Here is an 18,291-nt window from a genome sequence, read left to right as displayed (position 1 = left end):
TATTTGCTAATGATGAGGCTTTCTGTTCGCCCTGTTGAGAATGCCACTCCTGCCACATCCCTTCGTACTAACTCCCGCGCCGCCGATTTCGTCCGCTCGTCCATTGCCAAGGTCTCGAGAAACCGACCTAATGGTAAGTAATGACCTACAACTGCTTTTAGCTTAATATCTCCAGTCCGCCGCATCCTTAGCTTAACGAGCTTAACGCTGCTCTCGAAAAGGGCAGTCCTCTTGGCGGCCGCCCTTGCCGCGACCCTAGCCTTGGCCTGCCAGTCAACCACTCACCTCAACTGGCCCCTGGCTACATCCACGCCCACCAACACCCCCCGGCCCGTCATCACCCGCATCCCCTTCGCCGACACGCCGACGCCCACCCGGTCTCCCATCTTCGCTCCCTCTACTCCTACACCCGCCCACGTCGCCGTTGCCACCCCCACCCCAAAACCCACGCCTACCCCTACCCTGACGCCCACCGCCACTCCTACTCCCACCCGCCCTCCCGCTGCCACCGCCACGCCCACCGGGAGCTTCCGGCCCGCCCAGTGTTCCGCCTCCGTCGATGCCGCGGTTAGGAGCGCCGTCGCCAAATACAACCTGCCGCGATGGTTCTACTACTCCATCATCGACATAGAGTCCGGCTGCAATCCCTCCAACGACGACGGGGCTAAAGGGCTGGCCGGCCTGCGCGACCCCTGGTACAGCGGCGAGCCTTACCCCATGTGGCTCAACTCTCCTGATAACTCTAACCAGCCCTACGCCCTGGCTATGAACTTCCAGCAGCATGGGAACTGGATTCAAATGACCCGCGTCTCGCGCCTGGACTCCTGGCAAAGCCCCGCCCAGAACCTGGACCGCTTCTCCACCGGCTTCGCTGTTCCCGCCTTCCAACTCTTCAAAAAGGTCTACGCCCTCGACGACACCGAGGCCCTTCGCGCCGTCGCTTTCCACTGGAACAAAGGCATGCACGCCATCTACAACCCGGACGCCGACGTCTACGTGGCCCGCTACGACGCCCACGCCCGCCAGTTCAGGCCCGCCGTCGAAGCCCAGGACGGCGCCTGGAACGGCCAGCCATCCCTTCCCTGACCAGCCCCCGAAATGTAAAAAGGAGGCCAGCATGGCCTCCTTTTCAAGCCTGGTGCCAACCTTTTTAGTCTATGGCCGGATTCTGGTCATCAGGCGGCGCGTCCCTTTCGTAACACCCGTCGTCCTTGCCAGGATCACCTGAGTCCGGCCCGTGGTGCGCCGTTTCCAGCCCATAGCCCGCCGGCCCCGCATTCGCCGGCTCGGCTATACCTTCGCACGATACGTTCCCCACAAACCCGGGGTGATTCTGACCGTTCGCCAGTTGTTGCGAGTGGTGGGGGTTCGACACCACATGCACATGCGCCGACACCGGCACGGCAAAAAGCGCCACCATGGCCCCGACGAGGGTAAGGACTAATATTAGTTTTTTCATCTCTGGCTCCTTGTCTCATGATTGTGACTATGCAGGCTCAACCCATAGACCACCAACTCTCACCCCCTTCCCGTAAGCCAGACCGCCAATGTGTTGGGCAAATTGTGAGACCATCCAAAGCTGTAAGCATCGGGTAAATTACCCATTTCGGGCTGCCGTTGGCAGCCAAATCGCCCTTGACTATAATTGGCGACAACGCTTCCAGGTTAGGAGACCCCTGTGTGAGCGAGACAAAACAGACTAAAGGAAGCTATTCGGAGCTCCTCTGCTCCCTTTCCCTGGCCGCCGACCTCAATATGGGCCAGCCCATGGAGCACGGCCTCAAGACTGTCTGGATCGCCACCCAGATCGTCCACGCCCTCGCCCTGCCCCACGACGACCGCGTCGCCGTTTACTACGGCGGCCTCCTTAAAGACGCCGGTTGAACCGCCTGCGCGGCAAGTTTTGCCGCCAAGTTCGGTGGCGACGAGGTCACCGCCCGCCAGAACTTCCACCTGCTAGACCGTGGCAAGATGATCGATATGTCGCGCTGGCTTATGGGGCACATCGCCTCCGACGAGTCCCTCCCCCAGCGAGCGGCCAAGTTCCTCACCTTCTTTGTCACCGGCTCGGAGTTCATGCGAGACCTCTCCGCCAGCGCCTGCGAGACCGGAGCTATGCTAGCTCGAAGGCTGGGCTTTTCTCAGAACATCGAAAATACCGTTCGTTATCTCTGGGAGCAGTGGAACGGCAGGGGCATGGCCTACCATCTCAAAGGCGATCAGACCCCAGTCGCCTCCCGCGTCCTCCACCTCGCCCAGGTGATGGAGGTCGCCCACCGCACCGGCGGCCCGTCCGCTGCCACCACCATCGCCCGCGACCGCCGCACCCGCGACTTCGACCCCGATGTCGTCGACGCCTTTATCCAGGCCAGCCAGCGCCCGGACTTCTGGTCAGCCTTGGAAATGGAATCCGCCCAGGCCGCCGTCCTCGCCCTCGCCCCCGACTCCCCCTACGACGCCGTCACCGACGCCCACCTTGATAACACCTGTGAAGTCCTGGCCGACTTCATCGACATGAAGTCCCCCTTCACCTGGGGCCACTCCAAGGCCGTAGCCGACGCCGCCGTCGGTATCGCCAAACAGCTTCGCCTGCCTGATACCGACATCACCCGCCTGCAACGCGCCGCCCTGGTCCACGACCTGGGCAAGGTCACCGTCCCTTGCAGCGCCATGGAAAAGCAGGACAAGTTCTCCACCGACGAGCGCGAGCGTATCCGCCTCCACGCCTACTACACCGAGCGCATCCTCTCCAACGTCGCGCCCTTGCGAGACCTCGGCGCCGACGCCGCTGCTCACCACGAGTGGGTGGACGGCCGAGGCTTCCATCGCCAGCTCCGCGCCGCGCAGACCACCCTCCACCAGCGCATCCTCGCCACCGCCGACGCCTTCGCCATCTCCACCCATAATCACGGCAATCCCGTAGACCCCGAAGCCGCCCTCCGCCAGATGAAAGCCTCCGTCGCCACCCAGCTCGACCCCCTCTGCTATGAAGGCCTCGCCGGCCACCTCCAAGGCGCGCCCGCGCCTGCCAGGCCTGTGTTTCGAGACCAGCGCTTGGGTAGCCTCTCTGACCGCGAAATCGAAGTCCTCCGCGCCCTGGCTCAGGGCATGCGCAACCGCCAGATTGCAGACTCCCTGGTCATCAGCCCCAAGACCGTAGAGCGACACCTGGAAAACATCTACGGCAAGCTAGACATCACCTCCCGCACCTCCGCCGTCATCTTCGCCCTACAGAATGGGATTGTGGGGTAGGACGCCTACCACACAATCCTCTGGTGTTCGCTGCTGGCCGCTCCCCCTCTAAAATAAAGCGTCACGTTTAAACTAGCCTCCTCTCCCTCCTCCAGCGGCAAGCTCGGCAACCGCGCCTCCGTCGCGTCCCACTTGAAAATGTTGCTTATCACCGGCCTGTCGCGGGGGAACACCAGCACCTTGTACCACATCGTGTCGTCCACCTTCGCCGGCGCCGTCCACGACACTACCAAGTCCTTCCCCTCCCGACGCCACTTCACATCCTTCGGAAAGTCCACCGTCTTCGGCTCGTACTGTACCTCCTGCCGCAGCGCCACCCTCTCGCCGATGTAATAAGCGAAAGTGTACTTTCCAGCCACGGGCAAGCCCCCGTCCTTCGGGCCGTAAAGTACCCACCGACGTGTAACCTCTCCCGAATACGAGTTGACGTTGAAATCCTTCGCCAGCTCAAACTCCCTCCCCTCTGGCGACCTTACCACCACCCTAGTCACCTCCCAAAGCAAACACTCCTCCAGCTTGCTGTACTCGCCGAAACAGTTGGCCTTGAACTCATAACTTGTCCTATCAAAATCATTTAACGACCACACCTCCGGAAAAACCTCCTTCTTAGGCTGGGGTGTGGGTGTAGCCGTAGGCGTCGGCGTGCGGGTGGCTGTGGGCGACGGCCTTGGTGTGAAAGTTGGTGTCAGCGTATGCGTCGGCGACGATGTAGGACGCGAGGTGTTGGCTGGTGTGGACGGCGAGGTGTATGTAGCCATAGCTGTCGGCGATGGCGTCGCCGCCGGTATCAGCGAGGCTGTCGGTGTCTGCAACGGTACCCGCGTTGAGCCATCAGCGCGCGCGGCGGCTAGTCCCAACACTACCAATGTTCCCAGGATGCGACGTGCAGTCCAACCTATCATTTTCAATGTAGGGGCGAGGTCACCTCGCCCTCCTCTAAATCGCCCCCTGCTGACGCAGCACCACCAACTCCTCCCTCCCATACCCCAACTCCCCAAAAACCTCCCCGTTATGCTCCCCCAGCAGCGGCGCCGGCCGGCGCAGGCTGTACGGCGACTCCGGCATCCGATAGATCTCCCCTGGAATCCTCAGCTTCCCCATCACAGGGTGCTCAATCTCGGCAAAATACCCCCGCTCCTTCAAATGCTCGCTCTTGTACAAGTCCTCGCTGGTCTGCACCACCGCCGCCACCCAGCTTGACCCCGCCACCTTGTTGAAATAGTCGTACTTCTTCCAGTTCTTCAGCACTCGAAGCACCTGGTCGTCCACGTGCTGCGGTATCTTCCCCTGGAACTCTGGCGACTGGAAACTCGGGTCCGCCTCCTCGTCGCTCTCCATAAGCTTCAGCCACTCCGACAGCGGCGCGCGCGTCGCCGACCCCCGCTGGAACGTCGCCCCCACGTACCCGTCCTTCACCGGCGGTATCCCCTCCATGTGCGGCCCGCCCTTGGGGCTTCCCAGCTCGTTCTTCGGCGCGCGACGCTCGATAACCCCCGCGTACGCGTACCTCGACGTCGCCCCGCCATGGTGCGCCGCCGCCACCTCTCGCAGCGACACGTCGACGTGCTGCCCGCCCTCCCACCTCCTCGCCCACAGCGCCCCCAATGTTGTGTACGCCGCCGTTATCCCGCCGATGTACAGGCTCTGCGGGTGCCCGTGGGCCAGCGGCTCCCTGGAATACGCCCCGCTGGTGTACATAATCCCGCCCATAGCCTCGTACACCAGGTGGCTCCCCTTGTACTGGCTGTACGGCCCCTTCTGCCCAAACGGCGTCACCGACGTCATCACCAGGTTAGGGTTGATCGCCTCCAACTCCTCGAACCCCAGGCCCAGCCCTTCCAGATACCCCGGCCGAAAGTCCTCAATCACAGCGTCGGCCTTCTTCACCATCTCCCTAAATAACCGACGCCCCGCTGACGACTCTAAATTCAGCGTGACGCCTCTTTTATTACAGTTGAGGTAGAAAAACAGCAGGCTTTTCTCCGGGTGCGGGTCGTCCTCATAAAACGGCCCCATCCTCCTAGACACATCACCCACTCCCGGCGCCTCGACTTTAACCACGTCCGCCCCATAATCCCCCATCAGCTTTGCCGCAAACGGCCCCGCAATATGCCCGCTCAAGTCCAGCACCGTTAACGCTTTCAACGCTCCCTCTGCCATGCTAAGAATCGCTCCTCCTTTGGTCTTTCCTGGTCTTCCGTGTAAAGGCCAGCGGGTAATCTACTCCATTTAACGCATTAGCAATCGCCTCAATCACCGTCTCTATATCATCTACCACTTGGTTATTCCAAAACCGCAGCACCCTGAACCCTTGGCTTTCCAACCATTCAGTCCTCTTTTGGTCAGCGATGACATTGTCAGCGTGTTGACTACCATCAACCTCTACAATCAATTTCTTCGAGAAGCATACAAAATCGCATACGTAGCTACCGATGGACTCTTGGCGCCGGAACTTGAAACCCACCAGACGAAGTTCACGTAAAGCTGCCCACAATTTGCTCTCAGCATCTGTGGGTCGCTTTCTTAATACTTGCGCCCTTGAGCTACTCATCTACTTCCCTTGCACTTTATTCGCTGCCAGAGGAGTTAAGGCCGCGATACCCAAAATACAGACCACTCTTGCCCTGCCTTCTTCTTTCCTCTCCCTTGATGGGAGAGGACTAAGGTGAGGGTGAAACCCTAGCACCACGTTCCGTCCGCCAGGCTAAACCACACCTCCCGTGGCCTCCCCTCAGGCCTCTTCCCCCTCCCCCTCACTCCAGTCCCAGCCTCCCCTTAAAATCCCCATCGTACCCCGCCAGCGACCCCTCCTCCACACTCTTCTCGTACTGCCTCCTCAACTCCTCCTGGCTTCGATTCGCCTTCGGCTTCGGCGGCGGCTCCGGCTCCCTCCCAATCGCCCCCAGCTCATACAACTTCGTCACCTCCGCCTCACTCATCCCCAAGATCTCTCCCAACACATACTCGTTATCCTGCCCCAGGTCCGGCGCTGGCCTCCGTATATACGTCCTCGACTTCGACATCTTCCACGGCTGCCCGCCGTAATGCCGAGGCCCAATGTTCAAATGCTTGGCGTGCTCCACCACCTCAAAGAACCCCCGCTCCCTCATCTGCGGGTCCAGCATCGTGTCCCGCGCGTTCTGCGCCACTCCCGCAGGCACCCCCGCCTCCTGCAGCAACGACATCAATCCCTCAGCGCTGTGCTTCCTCGTCCACGCCGATATGTTCTTATCCAGCGCCTCGCGATTCTTCCATCGACTCAACCCGTCGCCAAACCTCTCCTCCCCCGCCCACACCGGTGACCCCATCGCCGCCACCAGCGCCTCCCACTGCGCGTCGTCCTCCGCCGTAATCACAACCCACCTGTCGTCCCCCTTGCACGGGTACGCCCCGTGGGGCGCCAGGTAAGGGTGCGTGTTACCCATCATCCGCCCGTTCCGACCGTTCACCTCCCAGTCCAGAATCGCATCCCCCAGCGTCGACACCGCCATCTGGTACATCGCGTGGTCCATGTACTGCCCCTTCCCCGTCCGCTCCCTGTTGTGCAGCGCCGACAGCAGCGCAAACACCACCGTCCACCCATTCGGCGGGTCGAACCACGCCGACCCCACTCTTCGAGGGCTTTCGTCCGGGTAGCCCGTGAACTGGCTCACCCCCGCCGTCAGCTCAAACATCCGCCCGATGCCCTGGTAGTCCCGCCACGGCCCCGTCTGCCCAAACCCCGAAAACGAGAAATAAATGAGGCTGGGATTTATCTTCCGAAGCTCTTCGTACCCCAGCCCTAGCCTCTCCATCACCCCCGGCCGGTTGTTCTCGGCCACAATGTCGCTGACCGCCACCAGCCGCTTGAACGTGTCGATGGCCTCTGCCGACTTCAGGTTCAGCGTTATCCCCAGCTTGCTTCGATTCAGCCGCTGGAACCCCCCGTCCCGGTTCCACCACTTCTCCCCCGGCGCCCCGTCCGGGAACGGCCCCAGCCCCTCCGTCCGCAATCGGGTGTGGGCCTCCACCTTGATAACCTCGGCCCCCATGTCGCCCATGCAATACATAGCCGTCGGCATGGCGTTCACCGTCGTGCAATCAATAACCCGAATCCCTGCCAGCGGCCCTCCATTCTTGCCAGCCATATCAGCCTCCCGCGACTTGTCATTCTGAGCGAAGTCGGTACTCCGACCTAGCCGAAGAATCTGTTCTGTCTGCTACCTCGCCTTCTCTATTCAAGACCGCATCTTGCCACCTTCCCTACTTTCTCCCCCTTGATGGGGGAGAATAGAAGAGAGGGTGAAACACTGGCACTACGCTCCGTCCGTCAGGCTAGACTACTCTCCTCTAGTTTCCCCTTGGGGGTTGGTAAGGGGATTCTCCCGTTCCCTAACCAAACGGGTCGTACGGCAAATAGCCCTCCACCAGCTTGCTGTGGGCGTGCTTGTCGCAGTCCCGCATCTCACCCCTCACCGTCCGGCCACGCTTCTCCAGGAACGCGTTCGTCGAATCGTCGCTGTCCCCCGAGTGCATGTTCGCCAGATGGTGGTACATGAATTGCAAATGCCATGCCTGGTCAACGCTCAGGTCCTGCGATCGGATCAAGAACTCCTTCAAAAACCGCACCGACACCGGCGGCAGCGACGCTATTCTCTCCGCTATCTGCTCGCAGCGTGTCATCAGTTGCCCGTGAGGCACCGCCTCGTTGATAAGGCCGATGCGCACCGCCTCCTGCGCGTCGATGGGCTCGTCCATCAGCAGGAACTTCATCGCGTGAACGTAGTTAAGCTGCTTCATGATCCGTGTGGGCAGAGGCCCGCTCCCAATGCCGCCTCGATTCGACAGCAGCGCGTAGTAGAACCGTCCGTGTTCCGCGCAGGCCACGCGTATGTCCGTCGTCGTTAGCAGCGTGTACAGCCCCGCGCCGGCGGCAATGCCGTTGACCGCCGCGATAACCGGCTTGTATATCTTCGGAAAGTCGTGCCCGCTGTCCGGGTCTATGGAAGGCTTCCTCCCGTTCACCGACCCTGGCGGCGGCCAAACCACCTGGTCGCCCCGCTGGTGGCGCACGTCGGCCACCGTCTGCCCCTGCGGCGGCGGCTGGATGTGGTGCCCCCCCGAAAAGTGTCGCTCCCCCACCGAGGTTAATATCATCACCCGCATGTCCCGGTCCATCCAGAAGTCCTTATAGGCCTCACCCATCTCCTGTATGACCTGGTTGGACATAATATTAGCCTTCTCAGGGTAGTTGATAGTTAAATAGGCAATGTGCCCCTTCTTCTCATAAATCGTCTTCTTGGCAGTATTCTGCTGCGTTGTTGTCATGGAGTCCTCCTATCCGCTCTCCGGCGGCCCGGCGATTTAGCGCCAAGTATAGGCGCAACAAAATCCCAGGGCAAACGCTCGGACTACCGCCGCCAGTCCAGCCCCTCCGTCGCCGCCATAAACCCCTCCACCACGCCCCCGCTCGACGCCACCACGCTCTCGCTGTCTGGCGTCGCGGGCTTGCCGTAGCGGTCCAGGGCCACACCGCCCGCCTCCCGCACCAGCAGCAGCCCGCCGGCCACGTCCCATGGCGCCAGCCGGTGGTGAAAATATACGTCCATCCGGCCGCAGGCCGCGTACGCCATCCCCAGCGCCGCCGACCCCATCAGCCGCAGGCTCTGAAACCCCGGCCACAGGTGCCGCACCAGCTCCAGACCCTGCCGCGCACGCTCGTCCGAATACCCCATGTCAAACCCGACGACACAGTCTTCTAAGGACTTCTTGGCCGTGACTCGTAGCCGCCGCCCATTGAGAAAAGCCCCTCCGCCCTTCACCGATTGAAATAACTCCTCCTTCAGCGGGTCGTAGGTGGCCGCCGCCAGCACATCATCGCCCCTCGCCAAAGCCACGGCAGTGCAGAAGTGAGGAATGCCCACCACGTAGTTTCGAGTGCCGTCCAGGGGGTCCACTATCCATCGATACGGCGTCGATGAGTCCACCCTCGGCGACTCCTCCGCCTGGATTCCAAACTCCGGGTACTCCCGCCGCAGTATCGACAGCGCCGCCTTCTCCGCCGCCTTGTCCACGTCCGTCACCGGGTTGCCCCGCCCCTTGAACGACACCTCTAGTACATCTCTCACCCTGGCCCGCGTAATCGACCCCGCCGCCTTGGCCGCATCGATGGCTATTTCCAGTGCCGAACGCCCGCTCTTAGATGGAGGCACACCGAAGTCCATGAATCCGTTCATTCCTAAATGCCTTGTGCTAGTCGAGGGATAAAGGGGTTTACAGACATGACCGTCACCAAGGAAATTCCTTCTCCCTTGATGGGAGAAGGCGCAGGTTGAGGGTGAAACCCTAGCACCACGGCAAGGGGATCAGATCCACTTATCACTGTTGTTTAATCCCATAAACGTGTTGTGACTATTGACACAATTCATCCCTAGGCCAGCCCCATCTTCGTCTTCACTTCCTCAATGGTCGCCTGGGCCAGCTTCCTCGCCTTCTTCCCACCTTCCACTAGGATCTCATCCACCAGCCCTGGCTTCGCCATGTACTCCTGCCGTCGCTCCCTCAACGGCGCCAGGTACCGATTGATGCTCTCCGCCAGCTCCTTCTTGCAGTCGACGCATCCTCGCGCCGCCGTGCTGCACTCTCGATAGATGGTCTCCAGGTTCATCGCCGTGAAGATCTTGTGCAGCGCATACACGTTGCATACCTCAGGGCGTCCCGGGATGCTGCGATGCGTCCTCTGCGGGTCCGTCACCGCCGTCATAATCCGCTTTCGAGTCTCCTCCGGCGTCGCCGACAGCTCGATGTGGTTGTTCAGGCTTTTGCTCATCTTTGCCTGCCCGTCCAACCCCACAATCACCGGCGATTCCGTGAGCTTGGCCTGCGGCTCCGGGAACGTCTCGCCGAACATATTGTTGAACCGGCGCACTATCTCCCGTGCCAGCTCCAGGTGCGGTATCTGGTCCTTGCCTACAGGCACTGTGTCGCCTTTGTACAGCACAATGTCGGCGGTCTGTAGCACCGGATAGCCCACCAGCCCGTAGTTGACCGTCTCGTCGGTCTCATGCATCTGCTGCACCTTCTCTTTGAAGGTGGGCACCCGCAGCAGCCACCCGAGGGGCGTCACCATGCTCAACAGCGTGTGCAGCGTCATAACCTCCGGCACGTGCGACTGTACGAAAATAATGCTGCGATTCGGGTCGACGCCCGCCGCCAGCCAGTCCAGCACCATCTCGCGAATGTTGCCCTTTATCTCCCTGGCTTCCTGCGCCGACTCCAGGGTGGTCAAGGCATGTATATCCACGGCGCTGTATATGCACTCGTACTCGTCCTGAAGGTCCACCCAGTTCTTAAGCGCCCCCAGGTAGTTCCCCAGGTGCAGCCGCCCCGTGGGCCGCATGCCGGAAAAAATCCGGCCCTTCTTCTTGCTCATTGTCATTTAACGCCTCTCCTCTGCAATCCAACAGCCCACCAGTATAGGCTATTTCTTGGTTCCCCTCTTCTTCCCCTTTGTGCCTTTGGTTTCCGCCTTGTACTCCGCTTTGCTCTCCCTAGCCATCTTAATCTCTGTGGCTGTCATGTAAGAGCGCAGTACCGCGTTGATGCGAGTCTGGTACCGCGGCCCCTGGCTTTTGAACCACAGCAGCACGTCCGGGTCCAGCCGAAGCTGAACCGGCGTCTTTTTCCCTGGTATCCAGAGCACGGCATCCCTCCAGAACTCCTCGTCCGTAGGCTGCGCGTCCGGGTCCGACAAGGCGTTAGCCTCAATCTCCTCGTCAGTCATTGCATCAATACGGGCCCAGTCGGTATCGCCTTTGGGTACCTGTCCAGCTTTATATCTGACTATACGCTCTTCGTTCATCGCGGCTTGCCCTCCTTGCAGAAATAATTCGATAGACGCTCCCACGAATGGTGTACACCACAAACAACGCTCTGCCATTCGCTGTCCCTATAATGGAAAACCTCTCTTCTCCATAACCGTGTTTGGTCTCTCTCTGGATTAAGCCTGGGTGCTCAAAGACCCCAATGGCTTCTCTAAAGTCCAGGCCATGCTTTATCTTGTTCGCCTGGTTCTTGTTCTCGTCCCACTCAAATTCCATGGGACGCGCTTAGTATATACATTTGTATATACATTGTCAAGGGGCCCACTCCTGCCGCCCCTACATCCGCTCCGGCGCCCTCATCCCCATCAGCCCCAGTGTCCTACCCAGCGCCACCTTGCACGCCTCCACCAGCTTCAGCCTCGCCAGGCTTATCGGCGTGTCCTTGGGGTCGCTGCTCAGCACGCGGCAGTTCTCGTAGAACCAGTGGAAAGCGGTGGCCAGTTCCAGCGCGTAGTGAGGCAGGTGGTGCGGCTCCAGCTTGCTCGCCGCCCGCTCCACCAGCTCCGGCAGTTCCAGCATCTTGCGAATCAGCGCCAGCTCGTTCGTGTCCTTCAGCAGCGACACGTCCCCCGCCGACCACTCCAGCCCCCGCTCCTTAGCGCTCCGCAGTATCCCCGCGATTCGTGCGTGGGCGTACTGCACGTAGTACACCGGGTTCTCTGACGACTCTTTTTTAGCCAGTTCCAGGTCAAAGTCCATCTGCGTATTCGGCGCCCTCGCCAGGAAGAAATAGCGGCACGCGTCCGGCCCCACCTCTTCCACCAGCTCCCGCAGCGTCACAAACTCCCCTGCCCTTTTCGACGCCTTCACCACCTGGTCCCCCCGCTTCAGCGTCACCATCTGCGCGATGATGACTTCCAGCCTCGAAGGCTCCACTCCCAGCGCCCCCACCGCCGCCTTTAAGCGGCTCACGTGGCCCTGGTGGTCGGCCCCCCAGATGTTTATGACCCGGTCGAAGTCCCGTTTGATGAATTTGTTGTGATGATAGGCGATGTCCGACGCGAAATAGGTCGGCGCGCCGCTGGACCGCACCACCACGTTGTCCTTATCCTCCCCTAACGCCGACGACGCGAACCACAGCGCCCCCTCCCGCTGCGCCAGGTGCCCCTTCTCTTTCAGCAGGCCGATGGCCTCGTCGTACTCTTTGGTGTCGTATAGAGTATGCTCGCTGAACCAATGGTGAAATTCCACTCCCAGCTTCAGCAGGTCCTCCCGTATGTGTGCCACCATCTTCTCCCGCGCGATGTCCCCCATCTCCTTCAGCGCCTGCCCCCGCTCCATCGGCGCGAACCTCTCCCCCTCCTCCGATAGTATCTCCCTCGCCAGCTCGCTAATGTACTCGCCCTGGTAGCCCCCCGCCGGCAGCTCCGCCTCCCGCCCTAGCGCCTGCAAATACCTCGCCAGCACCGACCCATAAAAAAGCTCCATCTGGGTGCCGGCGTCGTTGACGTAATACTCGCGCGTGACCCGGTGCCCCGCCGCCCCCAGCACCGACGCCAGGGCGCTCCCCAGCACCGCCCCCCGAGTGTGCCCCACGTGCACCGGCCCCGTAGGGTTCACGCTGACAAATTCAATCATTACCTTCTGCGGCTTGGCCGCCTTCATCGCGCCGTATTTCTGCCCCGCCTTCCGAATCGCCTCCACCTGCTCCTGCAGCCACGACTCCTTCAGTGTGAAGTTGATAAACCCGGGCGGCGCCGCCGTCGCCTTCTCGATAATCTCGTCCGCTGTTATAACCCTCGCCAGCGTCTTCGCGATTTCCAGCGGCGCGATTCGGGTGGCCCTCGCCAGCCGCATGGGCACGTTGGTGGCAAAGTCCCCGTGTTCCGGCTTGGCCGGCCGCTCCACCGTCACCTCAGGTATAGTCTCCAACGGCAGCAACCCCTGCCCCTTGGCCTGCTCCAGGGCTTTCTCAATCTTCTCAGCGATGATGTCCTTAGCTAATGAAGGCATGGCAAACACACATGATGGAATTTGGATTAAAAGAGTATGTTACCACGCATCAAAAACCGATAGCCACAGCCAGGGCGAAACAACGAAGAAAGACCGCTAAAGCCAGCCGAGACAGTTAGTCGCCTAAACCTTTGCCTCCACCCTCTCCCCTTCCCCCACCGGCATCGACACATAAAACGTCGACCCCTGCCCCAAAGCGCTCTTCACCCACACCTCCCCGCCCATCGCCTCCACCAGGCTCTTCACTATATACAGCCCCAGCCCCGTGCCTACCACGTCCTCCGTCTCCGGCCTGCGTATCCGATGGAACGTGGTGAACAGTTGCTTTTGGTCCTCCTCGCTTATGCCCATACCCTGGTCCCGCACCCACATCACCACCCGCTTGCCTTCCGTGTCATGCACCGCCCCGGCCACAATCGTCGTTCCCTTCGGGCTGTACTTGACCGCGTTGCTCAGCAGATTAATCAGCACCTGCTTCAAATGGTCGTAGTCGGAATGCGTTGAGGGCAGCGCGCTCGGCATCTCCATCAGAAAGCTATGCCCGCTGTTGGAAACCCCGGACGCCAGCGCCGCCTCCTCTGCCACTTTCTTGACCTGCACCGGCCCCATCTCCAGTTGCAGCATTCCAGACTCCAATCGGGACACATCCAGCAGCTCGTTTATGATGCTCACCAGCCGTTTGCTTTCGCTCTTTATCCACTGCACCCACTTCTTCCTGTCCTGCTCCGACGGGTTGGAGGTCTCCAGCAGGTCGGCGAAGCCGAATATGCTAGATATCGGCGTTCTCAATTCGTGCGACGCCATGCTCAGGAAGTTGGTCTTCAGCTTGTCCAACTCCTCCATCTCCCGCGCCGTGCTGACCGCCTGTCGACGCTTCCTATCCGCCTCCAGCAGTCCCACCATCAAGACGCCCATCAGCAGCATGACCGATAGCTGAAGCGCGGAATCCCGCATCTCCCCCGGCGCAGCCCGGTACCCAATGATGTCCGCCTGAAACAAGAACGGGATGGATGTGACGGCGGATATGCCCACCGCTATCAGACCTCCCTTGACCCCAAACACTACCCCCGCATAAACAATGATTAGCAGGAACTCCATCTCATGCAGTATATGGAGTCTGAAGTAAGGAAGGCCGCTGACCAGGGAGCGTGTGGTGTCCAGGTACGTCGCGTAGTGGGTCGCCAGATGCAGCAGCAGCGCGAAAGTGATGATGGCGAGATGCACAGGCCTGTACCGCGGGCCGACCATGAAGGTTCCGAATCGGCGCATCCCTCCCATCACTCCCCCGCCCTGCGCCCTTTCGGCTTCAGCCGTCCCGGAAACTACGGCGGCGTCTGGGAGACGGACTTCTCTTTGCGCGCTCATATAGCTTTAACCGCCAGGGTATTACCACAGGTATCTCACGAATATCTCACGGCCCGGCCCTGATTTTAGAGGTTTTTAATAGTCCGGCGGTCGTGGGACGTACCTGTTTACCCCACCTCTCCTGTCACCTCCCCTTGGAACCGACCCGCTACCTCCTTCTTCAGCGCCCTATGCTCTTTCTTCGACAGCCCCGGGTCCTTCTCCAGCAGCCTCGACGCCTCCTCCCGCGCCGTCGTCAGCAGCCGCTGGTCGCTCAGTCGCGTCATCCTCAAATTCGGCAGCCCGCTCTGCCGTGTCCCGAAAATATCCCCCGGCCCTCGAAGCTGCAAGTCCACCTCCGCCAGCCGGAACCCGTCGTGGATCTGCTCAATGGCCGAAAGCCGCTCCCTCGCCCCGTCCGACGGCGCGTCCGATAGCAGCAGGCAGTAGCTCCGATGCTCGCCGCGGCCTACCCGGCCCCTGAATTGGTGCAGCTGCGCCAGCCCAAACCTGTCCGCCGCCTCCACCATCATCACCGTGGCGTTAGGCACGTCGATGCCTACCTCCACCACCGGCGTGGATACCAGTATGTCCAATTCCCGCCCATAGAACTGCCCCATGACCCGCTCCTTCTCTTTCGACGGCATCCGCCCGTGCAGCAGTCCCAGCCGCAGGTCCGGGAACACCTCTGTGCTAAGCCGTTTGTACTCCGCCGTCGCCGCCTTGGCCTCCACCGCCTCCGACTCTTCGATGAGCGGGCATATCACGAAGGCCTGCCGGCCCGCCTGCGCCTGCTCCCGCACAAAGCTATATGCCGCCGCCCGCTTGTCCGGCGAAACCCATCGAGTCCCTATCCTCTGCCGACCCGGCGGCAGCTCATCTATCGTCGATATGTCCAGGTCGCCGTACAGCGTCAGCGCCAGCGTCCGTGGTATCGGCGTCGCCGACATCACCAGCAGGTGGGGCGTCGTTTCGCCTTTGCCACGCAGCGCCGCCCTCTGCATAACCCCGAACCGGTGCTGTTCGTCCACCACCGCCAGCGCCAGGTTGGGCATCGACATCTCTTCCTGTATCAGCGCGTGGGTGCCGATGATAATGTCCAGCTTCCCCTCCGCCGCCCGCTCTTTTATCTCCCGTTTTATCGACTTCTTGGTGCTGCCCGTCACCAGCGCTACCGATAGGGGCTGCGAGTGTGGTTCCAGGTACGCGGTGATCAGGTTCTCCTCCTGCGTCGGCCTCGCCATGTTTCGCATGAGCTTTGACACGGTCTGGAAATGCTGCTCCGCCAGTATCTCCGTCGGCGCCATGATGGACCCCTGGTACCCGCACGCCACCGACGCCAGCAGCGCCGTCAGCGCCACCACCGTCTTCCCGCTCCCCACCTCGCCCTGCAGCAGTCGGCTCATCGACGGCGTGCCCCGCGCCATGTCCCCCAACGCCTCCTCCAGGCACCGCTTCTGCGCGTTGGTCAGGCTGAAGGGCAGATGGCTGATAAAGCTGGCGATGACCTTCCCGTCGGGTCTAATGGGTATACCCTTGGTCCCCTTCTGCCAGTTCTGACGCCTAAGCTGCACCGCCAGTTGCAGCAGGAACAGCTCGTCGAAGGCCAGCCGCCTCCTCGCCTCTTCATACGATTCCATATCGTCCGGGAAGTGCGCCTGCGTCACCGCCGTCGGCAAGTCCCGCAGCCCCTGCCGCTCTCGCACGTCCGGCGGCAGGAAGTCCTGCAAGGCCGGCGACCACCTCTCCACCGCCTGCCACACCAGCCGCCGCATCTGCCTCGCAGACAGCCCCTCCGTCAGCGGGTACACCGGCACCAGTCGGCCCGCGTGTATCATCTCAATTCCATCACGCACCAGTTCATAGTCCGGCGACTTTAACACTCGTTCCCCGCCAAAAATATCCAGCCTCCCGCTTAGGCCTATCTGCTCTCCACTCCTTAGCGTCCTGGCTATGTAGGGCTGCCCGTACCACGTCACCCTCAGATTCCCCGTCTCGTCGCCGACTGTCGCCTCGGTAGCCTGAAGCCGCCCCTGTTGCCCCAATCGAATCGCCCGCGCTTCCCATACTGTGGCTTTTATCGTAGCTTCCTGCCCTGGCGTCATCTCCGCGATTTTTATCGTGTTCGAATAGTCTTTATGACGACGCGGAAATAAATAAAGCAAGTCCTTAATCGTCGACACGCCCAACCGTTCCAGCCTCGCCGCCGTCCTCGCCTCCACCCTTGACAGCTTCGTCACCGGCGACTCCACCGGCAACGTCGTCCCCCCGCCTGCCGGCCTTCGCCCAGGTCGCTTCGGTGATTTTCCAGGCCTCTTGGCCCTTTGTAGGGGCGAGGTCTCCTCGCCCTTCCCCAGGGCCTGCCCTGAGCCTGGTCGAAGGGTCATTCCAGCGGAAGCTGGAATCCAGTCCTCTCCCATTTCCGGAGTAGGGGTTGGCCTCGCTAATTTGCCTACACCCCTCTCTGACTGCCCCTTTGGTCCTCTCCCCCCTTGAGGGGGAGAGTTAGAGAGGGGGGTCGGGGATGCGGTGGGGGCCTCCCCCATCATCCCCAACCACAGCCCCACCCACTCCCTCCTCCGCCCCACCTCCATCCCCCCGTACCCCTCCGACAGCAGCGCCCTTGGGTCGACGGGATGGGGACCGAGCGTAGCGAGTCCTGAGCGGAGTCCGTACCCGGACGCAGTCGAAGGATCTAAACCTTCCACTAATTCCTCACGATTCCGCTCCAAAAACCGGTCCAACCCCCCCGCCACCGCCTTATTGTCAAAGCCTCGCTTCTCCTCCAACTGGAGGATCTTCTTGAACGTCTCCACCGCCGGCGGCCCTTGCCTTGTGGCCATGCCTAAAGTTTAGCACGACAGGCTGCCCCTCCCTCACCACCTCTACAGCCCTCTTTCATCGTCTCTTCCACACCAGTCCTTGCTCTGCATCCATGCTTGTAATCTAGCATCTACCCATTCAAGCCTTTAAAATTCCAGACTGCTCTTAGCTAATTCACCAGCCGACTAGGAAGGAAAGTGCCATGGGTCAGAGCGTAGCTGCCAGTAACTTCTGTGTGTTGGACATCGAGACCTGCCGCGGCGACTTTGACAACTACAACCCGGCGGACTTCATGCTCCTGGTGACAGGCACCATGGACCAGGTGAGGTACGTCCCCTACGAATGCAATAAGCAAGACCTCGGCAACCTGGCCGACTTCCTTAACTCGTACTCAGGCACCATCGTCACCTTCAATGGCACACGCTTCGACTTCGCCGTTCTGGACGTCTATTTCAAAAAGTTCCTCGGCTCCGCGCCCAAGATGAAGAAGCACTACGATATCATGGCCAAGTTCCAATACCTCGCCGGCTTCCGCGTGAAGCTAGATACGCTATGTAGCGAGACCCTAGGCATATCTAAAATCCCCTGGGACCATACTCAAAACGAAGGAGTCTTTGCTAAACAGAAGCACCGACTCCTGGAATACAACGAGCAAGACCTAACGATTACATCCAGGCTCTACCAGCGCATCCTGGCCGGCCAGCCCCTAATCGTAGATAACAAACGCTACTTCCTGCCCAAGCCCCTGCCCTAACGGTGCCTAATTGGCTCGAATTAAGGTTTGCTGTGAATAGTTAGGCTGACCGCCACCAAGAAAATTCCTTCTCTCTAATGATGGCGGCTGCTAGTTAATTTGGTTCATGCCAAATGACACCTATCACAGCCAGCTTTTCTTTTTACCTTCTCCCCCTTGATGGGGGAGAACAGACGCCGTCCTGAGCCTGGTCGAAGGAAGAGAGGGTGAAACCCTGGAACCCACGATGCTTTATCAATGCCACCTACCACTAGAGATTTATCTCCTCTCACTCCCCTACCCTCCCCTCCCCACCCCCCCCCC

The 18,291-nt window shown here is 60.7% G+C and carries 16 protein-coding genes and 1 pseudogene; 4 read left to right on the top strand and 13 right to left on the bottom strand.

Translation table 11 applies throughout. The features are described 5' to 3' along the window. Positions 1–354 precede the first annotated feature (354 nt). Positions 355–492 (top strand): annotated as a pseudogene (locus tag FJ320_05130) (adhesin). A gap of 658 nt (positions 493–1,150) precedes the next feature. Here the strand turns inward: FJ320_05130 and FJ320_05125 are convergent. Further along, positions 1,151–1,459, bottom strand: coding sequence for a hypothetical protein (locus tag FJ320_05125; GenBank protein MBM3925358.1), 309 nt, complete (start codon positions 1,457–1,459; stop codon positions 1,151–1,153). Between the two features lie 221 nt (positions 1,460–1,680). On the opposite strand from FJ320_05125, the gene FJ320_05120 reads away from it, so the two are divergent. Together FJ320_05120 and FJ320_05115 are read left to right on the top strand one after the other, a co-directional pair. Next, positions 1,681–1,884 (top strand): hypothetical protein, encoded by a 204-nt coding sequence (locus tag FJ320_05120; GenBank protein ID MBM3925357.1) that lies wholly within the window; start codon positions 1,681–1,683, stop codon positions 1,882–1,884. Between the two features lie 96 nt (positions 1,885–1,980). Further along, complete coding sequence (locus FJ320_05115) at positions 1,981–3,252, top strand: HD domain-containing protein (GenBank protein ID MBM3925356.1); 1,272 nt, start codon at positions 1,981–1,983, stop codon at positions 3,250–3,252. A gap of 5 nt (positions 3,253–3,257) precedes the next feature. Here the strand turns inward: FJ320_05115 and FJ320_05110 are convergent, their stop codons facing one another. The 12 genes from FJ320_05110 to recG form a co-directional block, all read right to left on the bottom strand. Further along, entirely contained in the window at positions 3,258–4,064 is an 807-nt protein-coding gene (locus FJ320_05110) for a hypothetical protein (protein MBM3925355.1), read from the bottom strand. 124 nt (positions 4,065–4,188) lie between these two features. Further along, positions 4,189–5,412, bottom strand: coding sequence for a CoA transferase (locus tag FJ320_05105; protein MBM3925354.1), 1,224 nt, complete (start codon positions 5,410–5,412; stop codon positions 4,189–4,191). 1 nt (position 5,413) lies between these two features. Next, positions 5,414–5,803, bottom strand: coding sequence for an endonuclease domain-containing protein (locus FJ320_05100; GenBank protein ID MBM3925353.1), 390 nt, complete (start codon positions 5,801–5,803; stop codon positions 5,414–5,416). A gap of 202 nt (positions 5,804–6,005) precedes the next feature. Further along, the gene (locus FJ320_05095; GenBank protein ID MBM3925352.1) at positions 6,006–7,379 is read right to left on the bottom strand and encodes a CoA transferase; all 1,374 of its coding nucleotides are present in this window, start codon (positions 7,377–7,379) and stop codon (positions 6,006–6,008) included. Between the two features lie 244 nt (positions 7,380–7,623). Beyond that, complete coding sequence (locus FJ320_05090; GenBank protein MBM3925351.1) at positions 7,624–8,559, bottom strand: hypothetical protein; 936 nt, start codon at positions 8,557–8,559, stop codon at positions 7,624–7,626. 83 nt (positions 8,560–8,642) lie between these two features. Beyond that, positions 8,643–9,467 carry an inositol monophosphatase gene (locus FJ320_05085; GenBank protein ID MBM3925350.1) on the bottom strand — a complete coding sequence of 275 codons (825 nt, stop codon included), beginning with the start codon at positions 9,465–9,467 and terminating at the stop codon, positions 8,643–8,645. A 194-nt stretch (positions 9,468–9,661) separates the two neighbouring features. Then, positions 9,662–10,663, bottom strand: coding sequence for a tryptophan--tRNA ligase (gene trpS, locus FJ320_05080; protein MBM3925349.1), 1,002 nt, complete (start codon positions 10,661–10,663; stop codon positions 9,662–9,664). A gap of 48 nt (positions 10,664–10,711) precedes the next feature. Beyond that, entirely contained in the window at positions 10,712–11,092 is a 381-nt protein-coding gene (locus tag FJ320_05075) for a hypothetical protein (protein MBM3925348.1), read from the bottom strand. Beyond that, complete coding sequence (locus tag FJ320_05070) at positions 11,064–11,330, bottom strand: BrnT family toxin (protein MBM3925347.1); 267 nt, start codon at positions 11,328–11,330, stop codon at positions 11,064–11,066. The genes FJ320_05075 and FJ320_05070 overlap by 29 nt, the downstream gene beginning before the upstream one ends. A gap of 60 nt (positions 11,331–11,390) precedes the next feature. Continuing rightward, the gene (locus FJ320_05065; GenBank protein ID MBM3925346.1) at positions 11,391–13,067 is read right to left on the bottom strand and encodes an arginine--tRNA ligase; all 1,677 of its coding nucleotides are present in this window, start codon (positions 13,065–13,067) and stop codon (positions 11,391–11,393) included. A gap of 123 nt (positions 13,068–13,190) precedes the next feature. Then, on the bottom strand, positions 13,191–14,432 hold the full coding sequence (locus tag FJ320_05060; GenBank protein MBM3925345.1) for a hypothetical protein: 1,242 nt from the start codon (positions 14,430–14,432) through the stop codon (positions 13,191–13,193). A 107-nt stretch (positions 14,433–14,539) separates the two neighbouring features. Next, positions 14,540–16,798 carry an ATP-dependent DNA helicase RecG gene (gene recG, locus FJ320_05055; protein ID MBM3925344.1) on the bottom strand — a complete coding sequence of 753 codons (2,259 nt, stop codon included), beginning with the start codon at positions 16,796–16,798 and terminating at the stop codon, positions 14,540–14,542. 638 nt (positions 16,799–17,436) lie between these two features. Between recG and FJ320_05050 the strand changes: the two genes are divergently transcribed. Beyond that, positions 17,437–17,988 carry a hypothetical protein gene (locus tag FJ320_05050; protein MBM3925343.1) on the top strand — a complete coding sequence of 184 codons (552 nt, stop codon included), beginning with the start codon at positions 17,437–17,439 and terminating at the stop codon, positions 17,986–17,988. The last annotated feature ends 303 nt before the right edge of the window (positions 17,989–18,291 follow it).

The organism is SAR202 cluster bacterium (assembly GCA_016872285.1).
In the GTDB taxonomy this organism is placed as follows: Bacteria; Chloroflexota; Dehalococcoidia; order Lucifugimonadales.
Note: the sequence above shows the minus strand (reverse complement) of the source record. Positions and strands in the feature narration are given on the sequence as shown.